Source organism: Spirosoma gilvum, from assembly GCF_054776815.1.
Genome location: NZ_BAAHBH010000011.1, coordinates 280,061 through 293,313 on the forward strand (window position 1 = coordinate 280,061; position 13,253 = coordinate 293,313).

General features: G+C 46.6%; 12 protein-coding genes. 9 read left to right on the forward strand and 3 right to left on the reverse strand.

Features of this window, described 5'->3' with window-relative positions:
• The first annotated feature begins 18 nt into the window (after positions 1-18).
• The 6 genes from ACYVFD_RS26975 to argB all read left to right on the forward strand — a co-directional run bounded on the left by ACYVFD_RS26975 (position 19) and on the right by argB (position 4,586).
• Positions 19-738 carry an alpha/beta fold hydrolase gene (locus tag ACYVFD_RS26975; RefSeq protein ID WP_461093627.1) on the forward strand — a complete coding sequence of 240 codons (720 nt, stop codon included), beginning with the start codon at positions 19-21 and terminating at the stop codon, positions 736-738.
• A 156-nt stretch (positions 739-894) separates the two neighbouring features.
• Positions 895-2,037, forward strand: coding sequence for an aspartate aminotransferase family protein (locus ACYVFD_RS26980; protein ID WP_461093628.1), 1,143 nt, complete (start codon positions 895-897; stop codon positions 2,035-2,037).
• 70 nt (positions 2,038-2,107) lie between these two features.
• Entirely contained in the window at positions 2,108-2,356 is a 249-nt protein-coding gene (locus ACYVFD_RS26985; RefSeq protein ID WP_461093629.1) for a DUF433 domain-containing protein, read from the forward strand.
• Entirely contained in the window at positions 2,353-2,703 is a 351-nt protein-coding gene (locus tag ACYVFD_RS26990) for a DUF5615 family PIN-like protein (protein ID WP_461093630.1), read from the forward strand. The genes ACYVFD_RS26985 and ACYVFD_RS26990 overlap by 4 nt, the downstream gene beginning before the upstream one ends.
• Before the next feature lie 39 nt (positions 2,704-2,742).
• Entirely contained in the window at positions 2,743-3,717 is a 975-nt protein-coding gene (locus tag ACYVFD_RS26995) for an N-acetylornithine carbamoyltransferase (RefSeq protein WP_461093631.1), read from the forward strand.
• A gap of 83 nt (positions 3,718-3,800) precedes the next feature.
• Positions 3,801-4,586, forward strand: coding sequence for an acetylglutamate kinase (gene argB / locus ACYVFD_RS27000; RefSeq protein WP_461093633.1), 786 nt, complete (start codon positions 3,801-3,803; stop codon positions 4,584-4,586).
• A gap of 20 nt (positions 4,587-4,606) precedes the next feature.
• On the opposite strand, the gene ACYVFD_RS27005 is transcribed toward argB, so the two are convergent.
• Entirely contained in the window at positions 4,607-5,161 is a 555-nt protein-coding gene (locus tag ACYVFD_RS27005; RefSeq protein WP_461093634.1) for a C40 family peptidase, read from the reverse strand.
• A gap of 246 nt (positions 5,162-5,407) precedes the next feature.
• Positions 5,408-5,842: a cytochrome B gene (locus ACYVFD_RS27010; protein WP_461093635.1), complete on the reverse strand. Its 435-nt coding sequence runs from the start codon at positions 5,840-5,842 to the stop codon at positions 5,408-5,410.
• A gap of 90 nt (positions 5,843-5,932) precedes the next feature.
• On the opposite strand from ACYVFD_RS27010, the gene ACYVFD_RS27015 reads away from it, so the two are divergent.
• A complete protein-coding gene (locus ACYVFD_RS27015; protein ID WP_461093636.1) occupies positions 5,933-6,235 on the forward strand; it encodes a DUF4286 family protein in 303 nt (100 codons plus the stop codon).
• An 87-nt stretch (positions 6,236-6,322) separates the two neighbouring features.
• On the opposite strand, the gene ACYVFD_RS27020 is transcribed toward ACYVFD_RS27015, so the two are convergent.
• A complete protein-coding gene (locus ACYVFD_RS27020; RefSeq protein ID WP_461093637.1) occupies positions 6,323-8,713 on the reverse strand; it encodes an efflux RND transporter permease subunit in 2,391 nt (796 codons plus the stop codon).
• A 349-nt stretch (positions 8,714-9,062) separates the two neighbouring features.
• On the opposite strand from ACYVFD_RS27020, the gene ACYVFD_RS27025 reads away from it, so the two are divergent.
• Together ACYVFD_RS27025 and ACYVFD_RS27030 are read left to right on the forward strand one after the other, a co-directional pair.
• Positions 9,063-11,411 (forward strand): glycosyltransferase family 4 protein, encoded by a 2,349-nt coding sequence (locus tag ACYVFD_RS27025; protein WP_461093638.1) that lies wholly within the window; start codon positions 9,063-9,065, stop codon positions 11,409-11,411.
• A gap of 119 nt (positions 11,412-11,530) precedes the next feature.
• Positions 11,531-13,030 (forward strand): glycoside hydrolase family 130 protein, encoded by a 1,500-nt coding sequence (locus ACYVFD_RS27030; RefSeq protein WP_461093639.1) that lies wholly within the window; start codon positions 11,531-11,533, stop codon positions 13,028-13,030.
• Positions 13,031-13,253 lie beyond the last annotated feature (223 nt).

Below are 13,253 nucleotides of genomic sequence, written 5' to 3' on the forward strand. Positions count from 1 at the left end.
GGCTAACCCAACGTTGGCATGAGCCAGTCACCTGTTCTTTGTCTCATCCACGGCCACGGCGTAGATGCTTCCATCTGGGATAGCATCTACGCCGATTTGGCAATAGAGACCTCCGTATTGAAACCTGATTTCGCCTATCAGACGAATCACCCTACCATTGAAGCGTATGCCGAAGATCTATACGCCCAGTTGCAGACCGCGCAGGTTGAGCAAGTTGTTTTGGTAGGTCATTCGATGGGTGGTTATATCGCACTGGCTTTTGCTGAGCAACATCCTGATATGGTACATGGATTGGCGCTCTATCATTCGACGGCACTGGCGGATGATGAAAGCCGACGGGAGGTACGCAGACAGGCCATTGACGAGCTGAAAGCGAACGGATCAGCTCCGTTTATTCAGAAACAATTGCCGAAAATGGTGGCACCCGATTACCCCACCGAAAAAACGCAGCAGCTCATTGATCGGTTTGTCGATTTGCCAGCCGATGCACTAATCGCCGGTATGGCAGCGATGGCCGCTCGCCCTGACCGGACGCATGTGTTGCGGGATGCCCAATTCCCGGTTTTGCTGGTTCTGGGCCGGAAAGACCAGATCATTGCCTACGACAAAGCAGCAGAATTAGCCAATCTGTCCGACTACATTCGGATTGAAACGATTGAAGATGCCGGTCACCTCAGTATGGTTGAGCAACCCGGCGAGTCGTTTCAAATCATTAAGGCATTCGGGTCTTTATGCTAGGATAAGCCGAATGGTGAAAATAAATTGGGGAGCTGAGCGGCTTCCTTTTTTGTTTTAAGCCCATTTTCAACGGATTATCCGTAAACTTGCACCTCTTTTTTTCGATAACCTGCTAACTAGTCCCGGACTGGGGCGGTCAGCTTATTATTTACAGGAATGGCTGAGCTTTTTAATGTTTACCCGTTGTATGACATTGAGCCGGTTCGCGCTCAGGGTAGCTATCTTTGGGATGTCAATGGCACCAAATATCTGGACCTTTATGGTGGTCATGCCGTGATTTCGGTAGGGCATACGCACCCACGGTACGTAAAAGCGCTGACCGATCAGTTAAATAAGATCGCATTCTACTCCAACTCGGTTAAAATCCCTCAACAGCAGGAACTGGCCGACAAGTTAGGCGCCCTTTCGGGACATTCGGATTACGCGCTGTTTTTGTGCAATTCGGGTGCTGAAGCCAACGAAAATGCATTAAAACTGGCGTCGTTTCATAACGGCCGGACTAAGGTTGTTGCCTTTACCAAATCCTTTCACGGACGTACGGCAGGCGCTGTGGCCGTAACGGACAATCCATCCATTGTGGCCCCTGTCAATTATAAGGAACATGTTACCTTCTTACCGTATAACAATGCAGAAGCTGCTCGGGCGGGTATTACCTCAGAGACGTGTGCTGTTATTGTGGAAGGAATTCAGGGTGTTGGCGGTATTCAGGTGGCTACCGATGAGTTTTTGCAAACGCTCCGTCAGCGTTGTGATGAAACCGGCGCAATCCTGATTCTGGATGGTGTACAATGCGGGTACGGACGCTCTGGTAAGTTCTTTTCGCACCAACATAGCGGCATTGAAGCGGATATTATTTCCATGGCAAAAGGTATGGGCAACGGCTTCCCGATTGGTGGGATTCTGATTTCGCCCAAATTCAAAGCCAGTCATGGAATGCTGGGAACTACCTTCGGCGGAAATCACCTGGCCTGTGCAGCCGCTATTGCTGTTCTGGATATTATGAAGGAGGAGGGCTTGATGGAAAATGCTATTCGCATGGGCAATTACCTCATGGACGGCATCCGACAGATTGGCGGCTACAAAGACCTCCGTGGACGTGGCTTAATGATTGGTATCGAATATGATTTTCCGGTCGATTCGCTACGCAAAGCGCTGTTATTTGATCATAAACAATTTACAGGAGTAGCTGGAAAGAATACCATTCGCCTGTTGCCTTCATTGGCCATTGGTGTCGATGAAGCGGATCAATTTCTGGAAGCGTTGCAGGTGTGTTTGAAGACGGAAAAAGTTGGCGCTTAACACTGGGATTTCCCGACAGGTTTAAACCTGTCGGGAAATTGATAGGCAATCAATTTTAATAAATACCATTATGAACTGGCAGGAATATATTCATTCGGATGAAAAGATCTTACTGGGTAAGCCTGTTGTAAAAGGGACGCGGCTTTCAGTTGAATTTCTATTAGAGCGTCTTGCTGATGGCTGGACTGAGCAGGATCTACTGGCTAATTATCCTCGATTGACTAAAGAAGCTCTTCAAGCTGTTTTCGCTTATGTGCATGCGACCATGAAAGATAATTTGGTCATTTTTCCTGGGACTAATTTTCGGCAGGCATCATGAAGTTTTTGGCGGATGAAAACTTCCCATTTACAGCTTTTCGGATATTACTTGAATCAGGGTATGATATAAAGCATATTGCACTAGAGAGATCTGGTATAGCCGATACTGATGTGACGAATTTGGCTATTTCCGAAAATCGAATTATTCTTACGTTCGATGGAGACTATGGTACGCTAATCTTTAAGTTTGGCTATCGTCCTCCAGGAGTTATTTATTTTCGATTACCAACTATTACACCCGATGAACCCGCCTATATTGTTATGAATCTGCTGAAGGAAGCGTATCCGCTAGAAGCGATGCACACTGTGGTCGAAAATGATAAAATACGTCAACGTCGGATTCACTAAGCGGATTCTTCACTAACCTCTTTCACTAATTAAATACGAATGACCAATTTTCTTTCTCTGGCTGACGTTACCGATCTCGATGCCCTCATCCAGTCCGGTATTGATGCCAAAGCGAATCCATTTGCCGATCAGCACCTGGGTAAAAACAAAACCATCGGCCTTATCTTCTTTAACTCCAGCCTGCGTACCCGGATTAGTACGCAGAAAGCGGCTCAAAATCTGGGGATGAACGTTATAACGATGAATGTTGGGCAGGATAGTTGGGGTCTCGAAATGGAAGAGGGCGTGATTATGAATAGCGACAAGGCTGAACACGTCCGGGAAGCTGCTGCTGTAATTGGTCGTTACTGTAACATTATCGGTATTCGTGCATTTGCCGAACTGAAAGACCGCGCCAAAGACTATCAGGAACAGGTAATGCACCAGTTTGCCAAATATGCGGGCGTTCCTATTGTAAACCTGGAATCGGCTACCCGGCACCCCTTACAATCCCTGGCCGACTGTATCACCATTGAAGAAGTTAAGCGTCAGTCTCCCATTTTTCCGGCCAAACCAAAGGTTGTTCTGACCTGGTTACCCCATTTCAAACCACTGCCTCAGGCCGTTGGCAATTCGTTCTGCGAGTGGATGAACGCCCGAGCTAAATCAGGCGATGTCGAGTTTGTTGTAACGCATCCTGAAGGCTATGAGTTGGCGCCTGAGTTTGTAGGGAATGCTCGAGTGATTTACAACCAGGATGAAGCATTCGAAGGAGCCGATTTTATCTATGGTAAAAACTGGTCGTCGTATACACACTACGGGCAAGTGCTTAACCAGGACCCATCGTGGGCTGTAACAATGGACGACATTCGCCTGACCAACAATGGTAAGTTTATGCACTGCCTGCCGGTTCGACGGAATCTGAAAGTGGCCGATGCGGTGCTGGATAGTCCGCATTCGCTGGTGATTGAGCAGGCCGCCAACCGGGAGTGGTCGGCGCAGGCAGTATTGAAAGAAATTTTAAAAAATAGTTGAAACACAGAGTCGCAGAGAGCACAGAGAAATAGGTTCTGATTAAATTTCTCTGTGCTCTCTGCGACTCTGTGTTGATATGAAAAATGAATACACTTACTGTAATTAAAATCGGTGGGAATGTTATTGATGACTCTGCCGCTTTACATCGTTTTTTAAAATCATTTGCCGGTTTATCGGGTGCTAAGGTACTCATTCACGGCGGGGGGAAAGTGGCTACTCAGGTGGCCGAGAAACTTGGCATTCAAACCACAATGGTCGAGGGTCGGCGCATTACTGATCAGCCCATGCTCGATGTGGTAACGATGGTGTATGGTGGTCTTGTTAATAAGCAGGTCGTGGCAAAGCTTCAGGCACTGGATGTTAATGCCATTGGTCTGACGGGAGCCGATGGAGGGACTGTTCTGGCCAAAAAACGACCAGTTAAAGATATCGATTACGGCATGGTCGGTGATATTGAGGAAGTTGATTCGGGTCAGATTCAGTTTTTCCTTCGTCAGGATTTAACGCCGGTTTTTGCTCCGATTACGTACAACACCGCTGGAGATTTGCTGAATACGAATGCCGATACGATGGCGTCGGCCATTGCTGTCGATATGGTCCGACACAATCAGGTAACGTTGATTTATTGCTTTGAAAAGAAAGGCGTGTTGAAAGACCCTAACGACGATACCAGTGTGATCAGTAAACTCACGCCCAGTCTATACGCTGAGTATAAAGGTGCTGGCGCAATCAACAAAGGAATGATTCCGAAGCTGGACAATGCCTTTAAAGCGTTGCAAAATGGCGTTTCAAAAGTGATTATCTGCCATGCCGACGAGCTAGCTTCGGCTGTGAAGCAGGGAGCGGGAACTACGTTGGTGGCTAGTTAACCAATTCACTAATCAACCAACTACTTCTCCGCCAATAAATGAGCGACACGTCGAACGCCCATAAACCGGCGCTGGTAATAGCTGGCGTTCAGGTAATCATAACGAACCCCACCATTCCAGGCGGAGTGAATGAATTTGATCTGATCGCCAATAACTTCGGTAATCAGGCCGACATGCCCAATCCGATTGCCACCGGAGCTGTGACCTTTAAAGAGAATCAGATCGCCCGGCTGAGCCGCTTCTTTATCGACAGCCGTTCCTACAGACCCCTGCGCTGAGCTGGAGTGGGGGAGGGAAATCCCAAATTTATTGAAGCAAAAACGAGTAAAACCTGAGCAGTCGAAACCATGCGTGCTTGAGCCCCCCGACCGATACCGGATAGAGAGATGCCGTTTGGCAAAGCTAAGTACCTCATTTACGAGCGGGATTTGCTCGTAAAAGCTTGCCTTTTCAGAAGATACGGTGGGTACGTCAGTTACGGCGGGTAATTCGGTAGTTACAGTGGGTACGTTCTGTGCTTGAACGATGCTAAACGAGACAGTACAAAATACTGCCAGGAGCACTTTTTTCATCATAGAAATAGGTTAAAGCCAGGTTACGTATATAAAAGTATGGCATTGTGGTCTAACTACCTATTCTATGAGGAATATTTTCTACGGTTTTACTGAAATTTTTTGTGCCAGATTTATTAAGTAACTGACCGTAAACTAATTGAGTGTTGGAATCTTGTGGGTTTTTAGCGAATGGTTATGGTTGAAAAAAAAACTTCCAGAAACTTTCAACGTTTCTGGAAGTTTACGAGCCTTGTTATTGATAGCTAGTTAAAACCAACCTGCACCGACAATTCGGAATGGCCAGGGAATAGAAGCCAGAATCAGGAGTAGTCCCAAACCATAGAAAATACCGATCAGGCGATGTTTGGTCGTTGCGTCAGTAGCTCGCTTAGAGCGGGAATAGCCAATCGTAATCAGAGCAATAGCAATAATCATCCCTGTAGTATGTTCAACACTATAAAAACGGTACAGTTTCTCGCTTAACATACCAAAATTGACTTTTGGGCTGATAAATAACAGGAGCAGGCCGATAATAAATTGAGTATGTATAGAAATGAGCGTAAACAGGTAAAGCTTTCGATTGCCATCGGTATAAGTGCTGCGGCCCTGCCATTTGCTAATGCCGGTCCCAACGGCAGCAACCAATAAAACAAGGGCTATCCAGCGAAGCCCCGAGTGAGCGTGTACTAATCCAGAATACATAAAGTGTCAGTTTAGCGAAGAAATTGATTTCAGAGAGCAAATAAACAACCAAAAGACCAACTTACACCGACCAATTGGTGTTTCTGTCCTATGATTCTATACAATACTACCTACAGCGTTGCTAGCGAAATAGCAGACGATTGGGTACGCTGGATGAAGCGATTCTATTTGCCAGCCGCCATCGCCACTGAATTACCTGTAGGTCATAAAATTCTCCGTTTGTTGACTGAACTCGATAACGGCGGGACTACTTTTTCAGTCCAGCTTGATTTTTCCTCACGTGAGGATTATGAAACCTATCTGGAACAACATGCCGATACACTGCGCCAGCGCATCCATCATCGATTTGGTAGCCAGTTTGTGTCATTCGATACGCTTCTACAGGAGGAGTAATTAAAATGGTCAAGTGTGGTCAGAAGTGGTCAAGGTCGGTAGATTACTACTGACAAAATTTGACTATACCTGACTATCCTTGACTACTTAATGACTAATACTTTTCTCGGCTGTTCGCTTTCTCCGCTTATCGACGGTTAGTAGGAAGGCGGGTAGAAGGATCAGGTTAGAGGCCATGCCCATCAGCAACGTAATAGATACCAGAATGCCAAGCGCAATAGTGCCCTGAAAGGTCGAAGCTGCAAAAATGGCAAAGCCCGCAAACAGGATCATGGCCGTGTAAAACATGCTGATACCTGTGTAACGGATTGTTTCGGCAACGGCACGCTCTAACGACAGCTTCTGATTTCGAAGCTCATCCCGGTATTTGGTGATGAAATAAATGGTGCCGTCGGACGAAATGCCAAAGGCAATGCTGAAAATAAGGATAGTCGAAGGTTTGAGGTGAATGCCGAAGAAGCCCATGATGCCAGCCGTAACGATCAGAGGAACTACGCTGGGCAGAATAGCAATCAGGCTCAGTCGGATATCGCGGAGCAGAATAATCAGAATTAACGATACCAGCACGATTGCCAGTACGGTGCTTTCGGCCAGGTTTCTCAACAGATAGTCATTCCCGCGCGTAAACACCACACTGTTGCCAGTAATATTCACGTCGTACTGTTCATCCGCAGCTACCCGTTTACCGGTTGAACGGTCGACGTTGAAAATGGAATCGGCTTTGGGTTGTAATTCATTCAGCAGTTGGGTGATGCGAACCGTTCCGACATCGGGCATCTGGAAACTAATGCGTGTATACCGGAACGTAGTGTCCATATACGCCTTAAAGGTAGCACCACCGCTCGCTCCTTTAGCGCCTTTCAACTGGGGTGCATAGCTGGCCAACTTGCTTAGTTCCAAAGCACCAGGCATCGCAAAATATTTCGGATCGCCACCCCGATACGACTGGTAGAAGAACTTGACGGCTTCTACCAGCGAAAGAGGGCGTGTAAACTCATTGTGCTTACTGAACTCCTTCTCCAAAACCCTGATTTTCGTCAAGGTTTGCGGAGTCAATACTCGACCTGGTCGTTTGGTGTCGATGCTAACCTCGAAAGGCATAACTCCTTTAAATCGACTTTCGATAAACTTCAGGTCAGTATAAATTGGATCATTTTTCGGTAGGTCATCGACAACATAGCCGATTGGGTTGATCTGTAAAGCACCTACAACGGCAACAACTGTCACGACGCCAATGAACGTATAAATAGCGGCTCGTCGGTGGTGCACAATATGATTCACCCAGGTCAGGAAGCTGCTCACCTGCCGACGGTCCAGATGACCGCGCTGCTTTTGGGAAGGAACCGGCAGGTAACTGAATAGAATTGGAATCAGGATAAGCGACACCGCGTAGGTGGTCATGATGCCAAAAGCGGCTACCAATCCGAATTGAAGCAGCAATGGGCTCCCTGTGAAGTAGAAAACAAAAAAGCCGATACTGGTAGTGATGTTGGCGAAAAACGTCGTTTCTCCCACTTTCTCAGTGGCTATTTGTAAAGCCTCCTGTTTGCTGCGATGTCGGTTCAGTTCTTCATGATACCGGTTGAGCAGAAAAATGGCGTTCGGAACCCCAATAACGATGATAAGCGGGGGGAGTAGACCCGTTAGCAGCGTAATGTCATAACCAAAAACAACGATGTAGCCCGTTACCCAGATTACGCCAATTCCTACGACAATCAGCGCTACCAACGTAACGATTATTGATCGGAAAAAGTAGAATAGAATCAATCCCGTTACCAGAAAAGCCAATCCCATAAACAGGGATAACTCATGACTGATCTTAGCCGTAAACTCGGTACGAATGTACGGCATACCCGACATATGTACGGCAGCATCAGGACCAAGTAGTGTGTGCCGTCGACCAAACGAATCGGCTACTGCTTCAACTTTTCGAACAAGCCCAATCCGGTTCTTTGTATTGACGACTTTTTGATCGAAGGTGATAGCCATCAAATGCGCCCGTCCGGTGCTATCACTAACCAGATTCCGGTAAAAAGGCAGGTTGGCAATTTGTTCGCGTAGGCTATCAACACTTATCTGTGAGGTAAGCGGCCGGGCAATTAACGGACGAATACGAAAGGTATGGGCCGTATCGTCGCGGATGATTGAGAACAGATTCGCATTCGATACCACATCTTTAATTCCCTCAATGCGCCGGATTTTTCGACTTAGTGCATACCAGTCGTTAAAGAACGGTAACTGGTACATGCTGTCGGTTTCTATGCATAAAACCATCACGCTGCCATCCTGGCCAAAGCGGGATTTAAAGGCCTCATATCGTTGATGTTCGGGATCACTAACGGGCAGAACCTTAGCCAGTTCGTAGGAGAGTTTGACTTGGGTCGCCTGATAACCCATAAAGGCCGTACTCAGCAAAACCACTACGATCAGCGCGATTCGATTCGATAAAATAAAGGAGGAAATACGGGACCAGATCATGCCTGATGAACGCGGGATAAGGCCGCAAGGTACATAAAAATGGTGGCGTTTGAGAAATTTAACAGTGAGCTATGTACGACATTTCATAATAGCTGATATTAAGCTCCACGTCTCGTATAAATAGTATCGAAACCTGTTTTCAAGCTAGATTCATCTAATTTGAAAACAGGTTTATTTTTTAATTATAGTGTAAAAAGATGGAATAATTGGATAATAGATTGCAGTTGTTAAAAAATACCTCTTTACCTTATTAAAATGTCTGATTAGGCCAAACAAAAGGAGATACTAGTCGATTATAGTTATATAGTTAATAGCGTGGATACCAACCTTCTAATTTTTACTCAACTATATGACTAACCATACAAGCTATAGCCAACTGCCCGATCAACAGGAACAAACAGGTCTTTGGAAGCATCATCCTAAGAACGTAGCCTTTATTGGCGACTACCTGCCCCGGCAATGTGGCATTGCTACATTTACATCTGATTTATTCGCTTCTTATAATTCATTCATACCAGATTCTAAGCCAATAGTTATTTCTGTAAATGATACACCAGGTGGGTATGCGTATCCGAGTGAAGTGCGCTATGATTTTTACCAGCAGGATCTTAATGCCTATAAGAAGGCCGCTGAATTCCTGAATTCGAAAGATGTTGATGTCGTCTGCCTGCAACATGAATACGGCATTTTTGGCGGTTCGGCAGGGAGCTACATACTGACACTGCTCCGCAACCTGACGATGCCCGTCATTACCACCTTCCATACTATTTTAAAAGACCCCAACGAGGAGCAACTGCTCGTTCTGAAAAGTATCGCCGATCTGTCGTCGCGGGTGATTTGCATGTCTGAAAAGGGACGGGATTTTCTCATCAATATTTATGACGTTCCGGCCGATAAGATTGATCTGATTCCACACGGAATTCCGGACATGCCATTTGTTGATCCGCATTTCTATAAGGACAAATTTGGGATGGAAGGCAAGCAAACACTGTTAACCTTTGGATTGCTATCACCCAATAAAGGCATTGAAAATGTGATCCGGGCGCTACCGCGTATTGTGGCCCAGCACCCGAATGTAGTCTATATGGTATTAGGGGCCACGCATCCTCATCTACTCAAGCACCAAGGGGAGGCTTACCGCGACAGCCTCAAAAAACTGGCTGCCGATTTAGGCGTTCGGGATCATATTCGATTCTATAATCAGTTTGTCGAACTGGAAGACCTGCTGGAATACCTGGGTTCGGCCGACATTTACGTTACCCCGTATTTGAATCCTGCACAGATTACTTCTGGAACCTTGTCGTATGCGTTTGGCTGCGGAAAAGCAGTGGTGTCAACTCCCTACTGGCACGCCGAGGAGTTGCTGGCCGATGGGCGGGGCGTATTAGTGCCCTTTGGCGATTCAGAAGCGATTGCCGATCAGATTATCAACCTGCTGACCGATGAGCCCATTCGTCATGCGATGCGGAAAAAAGGCTATCTCATGGGGCGGGAGATGATTTGGGAGCGAGTCATTCAGATGTATGCCAACTCATTTGCCAAGTCGCGTCAGGAACGTATGAGCACCATCAATAGCCAGGTGCCTTATACGATGGGCGCCAATACGAGTGCTGCGTTTAAACTGCCTTCGCTTCGGCTAGACCATCTATACCGCCTGACCGATTCAACGGGTATCGTCCAACACGCTCGTCACCATTTACCTTTTTATGAAGAAGGGTACTGCACAGATGATAACGCCAGAGCCTTAATTCTGACGCAGATGCTGCTGGAGGGCGGAATAAATGATCCGAAACTTGCGCGTACAGCCGATAATTATTGCGCATTCATCAACCATGCCTATAACCACGAGTACAAGCGGTTTCGTAACTTCATGAGCTACGATCGACATTGGCTCGAAGAGTTTGGGTCTGACGATAGTACTGGGCGGACCATCTGGGCATTAGGTACCTGCATTGGTCGATCAACGGAGCGTAATACCATATCCTGGGCAATTCCTTTACTAGAAAATGTATTGCCAAGTTTGGTGCAAATGCCATCACCACGAGCCTGGGCATTTGCTTTGCTCGGTATTTACGAATACCAAAAGAAATTCAACGACGACCGAATGGTCAAAACCATCCAGCGACAGCTACTCGATAAGCTGACATTCCGGTACACCGAAACTGCGACGGAAGATTGGCCCTGGTTTGAAAATACGCTGTCGTACGACAACGCCGTGTTGGCTCATGCCTTGATTCGGTCGGGTGAAGAACGGTTAGTGAACATTGGTATTGCCTCCTTACGCTGGATCATCGGTCTTCAAACGGCTAAATGCGGTCATTTCCAGCCCATTGGTTCAAATGGTTTTTATACCAAAGGGCAGCCCCGAGCTTATTTCGATCAGCAGCCACTCGAAGCACAGAGTACGGTGTCGGCTTGTCTGGCAGCGTTTGAGGTAACGGGTGAAGAGGAGTGGCAACGCACTGCGATTCGTGTGTTTAAGTGGTTCTCAGGCCTGAATGATCTGGGCCTGTCGCTCTACGATCAGCAGACCGGTGGGTGTCGCGATGGTCTGCATATTGACCGGGCCAATCAGAATCAGGGCGCCGAATCAACCTTGTCGTATTTGATTGCGTTAGCCGATTTATATATGGTTCAGAAAAAACGTACAGAAGTTAAATCCATCAGTGTAGAAATGCCAGTGCTGATGAATGGGTAATGGAGTACATACAGTGAAATTAGTTGTAGAGTCTCAAATTGTCGCAGCAGCGTCGTACGGGTTTAGAACGTAATGACGTTACGGCAGTAGTTCTCTTTTGGAAACCAGCCATTCATACAATGAGTGTAAAAGCCATCCGAACCGGGATTGTGCTACAACCCGATCCAACACGGGTATTGTTTCGACCGTTTGAATTGGGTAGCACAACGCGTACGCTGAAAATTATCGCCCGTGTGGGCAGTATGACCGACGAAGAAGCTGAGCAAAAACTCGATGAAGTGATCCGGGAGTTTGGCGGTCGGCATTACAAACTGGAGCGGTTCCTGTTGCAGCGATTTGAGCAGATCAAACCGCAATTGCTCACGGATGAACCACTGACTGAAGATCGTAAGCTGTTGCTGGGTGCCTATTTTACTATGGAGTACTCGCTCGAATCGGCAGCGCTGTTCAATCCATCCATGGTTTGGCACCCCGACCAGACAAACGTACCACCCGGTTATAAACGCTTCATTTTGAGTTTACGGGCTACCGGTGAGGGACACGTATCTTCGATCTCGTTCCGTATGGGATACATCGACGATACCGGGAAAATCATTCTTCGGAAACCATCGCGGTATGTAACCTCTCCCGATATAGTACCAAACCACCTGTTCAACCGGGCGGTATTTGAGCGCAAACTGTATGAACTGCGACTCGAAAATAGTATTCAGGAGAAAATGATGGCTGGATTGGGTGATGAATTCAGCCTGCCCGAACTCGAAGCACAGGTAAAACGGGTAACGTCTCAGTACCGATACAATGCAGAGTATGAGACTATTGCCAGTGGTTTGTTGGCCCTGGCCAAGTCGAACTACGAGATTCATTTTGAAGACGATCAGAGCCTGGACGAACGGTGTATTTTCCCCAATTCGCCCAACGAAACCAATGGGATTGAAGATGCCCGGTTTGTGCAGTTTACCGACGATAATGGCGAGATAACCTATTATGCCACCTACACGGCCTACAATGGTAGGGTAACGTTCCCGCAGTTGTTGGAAACGAAAGACTTTACTCATTTTAGTATCAGTACGCTCAATGGGGCCGAGGTAATCAATAAAGGAATGGCCCTGTTCCCCCGTAAGGTCAACGGAAAGTATGCGATGATTTCCCGCCAGGACGGGGAAAACATTTACCTTATGTACTCCGACGATCTGTATTTCTGGCAAACGAAAGACATTCTGCTGAAACCTACGTATAGCTGGGAGTATGTGCAACTGGGTAACTGCGGTTCCCCGATCGAAACCGAGGATGGATGGCTGGTGCTGAGCCATGGCGTAGGGCCGATGCGTAAGTATGCGATTGGAGCCTTTCTACTGGATTTGAATGATCCAAGTAAAGTTATTGGTCGTACCGCTGAACCTATCCTAAGCCCTGACGAGAACGAGCGAGAAGGCTACGTGCCGAACGTTGTATATAGCTGTGGTGGTCTGATCAATAATGAAGACCTAATTATTCCTTATGCCATGGCCGACTACGCCAGTAGTTTTGCAACCGTGAACGTGAAAGAACTTTTAGCTGAATTAAAAGGGGAGACGACTACTAAAACTGTTGAAAGACAGGAAGAGATGCCGGTTAAATAAATTACAAGTTGGTGCCATACACTAATTCGGCTGTAGAATGAATCGGATTCATTCTACAGCCGAATTAGTGTTTTATGCGTAATCGAGGTGATGATTTCGCAAGGGGTAATTAGCTAACGTATATGTAAAACGAAGTTGCTGGAATTAGTTATTTATACTTAAATAATGTGTATTGATTAAAGTAAATATCAAGGAGAAATAGATAATTTATGAGTTAATATAG

Excerpts from the sequence above, each read along its gene's own strand:
- ACYVFD_RS27020 (WP_461093637.1), bottom strand. The coding sequence starts at position 8,713 with ATGATCTGGTCCCGTATTTCCTCCTTTATTTTATCGAATCGAATCGCG.
- ACYVFD_RS27005 (WP_461093634.1), bottom strand. The coding sequence starts at position 5,161 with ATGATGAAAAAAGTGCTCCTGGCAGTATTTTGTACTGTCTCGTTTAGC.
- ACYVFD_RS27015 (WP_461093636.1), top strand. The coding sequence starts at position 5,933 with ATGATTCTATACAATACTACCTACAGCGTTGCTAGCGAAATAGCAGAC.
- argB (WP_461093633.1), top strand. The coding sequence starts at position 3,801 with ATGAATACACTTACTGTAATTAAAATCGGTGGGAATGTTATTGATGAC.
- ACYVFD_RS26995 (WP_461093631.1), top strand. The coding sequence starts at position 2,743 with ATGACCAATTTTCTTTCTCTGGCTGACGTTACCGATCTCGATGCCCTC.
- ACYVFD_RS26980 (WP_461093628.1), top strand. The coding sequence starts at position 895 with ATGGCTGAGCTTTTTAATGTTTACCCGTTGTATGACATTGAGCCGGTT.
- ACYVFD_RS26975 (WP_461093627.1), top strand. The coding sequence starts at position 19 with ATGAGCCAGTCACCTGTTCTTTGTCTCATCCACGGCCACGGCGTAGAT.
- ACYVFD_RS27025 (WP_461093638.1), top strand. The coding sequence starts at position 9,063 with ATGACTAACCATACAAGCTATAGCCAACTGCCCGATCAACAGGAACAA.
- ACYVFD_RS27030 (WP_461093639.1), top strand. The coding sequence starts at position 11,531 with ATGAGTGTAAAAGCCATCCGAACCGGGATTGTGCTACAACCCGATCCA.
- ACYVFD_RS26985 (WP_461093629.1), top strand. The coding sequence starts at position 2,108 with ATGAACTGGCAGGAATATATTCATTCGGATGAAAAGATCTTACTGGGT.
- ACYVFD_RS26990 (WP_461093630.1), top strand. The coding sequence starts at position 2,353 with ATGAAGTTTTTGGCGGATGAAAACTTCCCATTTACAGCTTTTCGGATA.
- ACYVFD_RS27010 (WP_461093635.1), bottom strand. The coding sequence starts at position 5,842 with ATGTATTCTGGATTAGTACACGCTCACTCGGGGCTTCGCTGGATAGCC.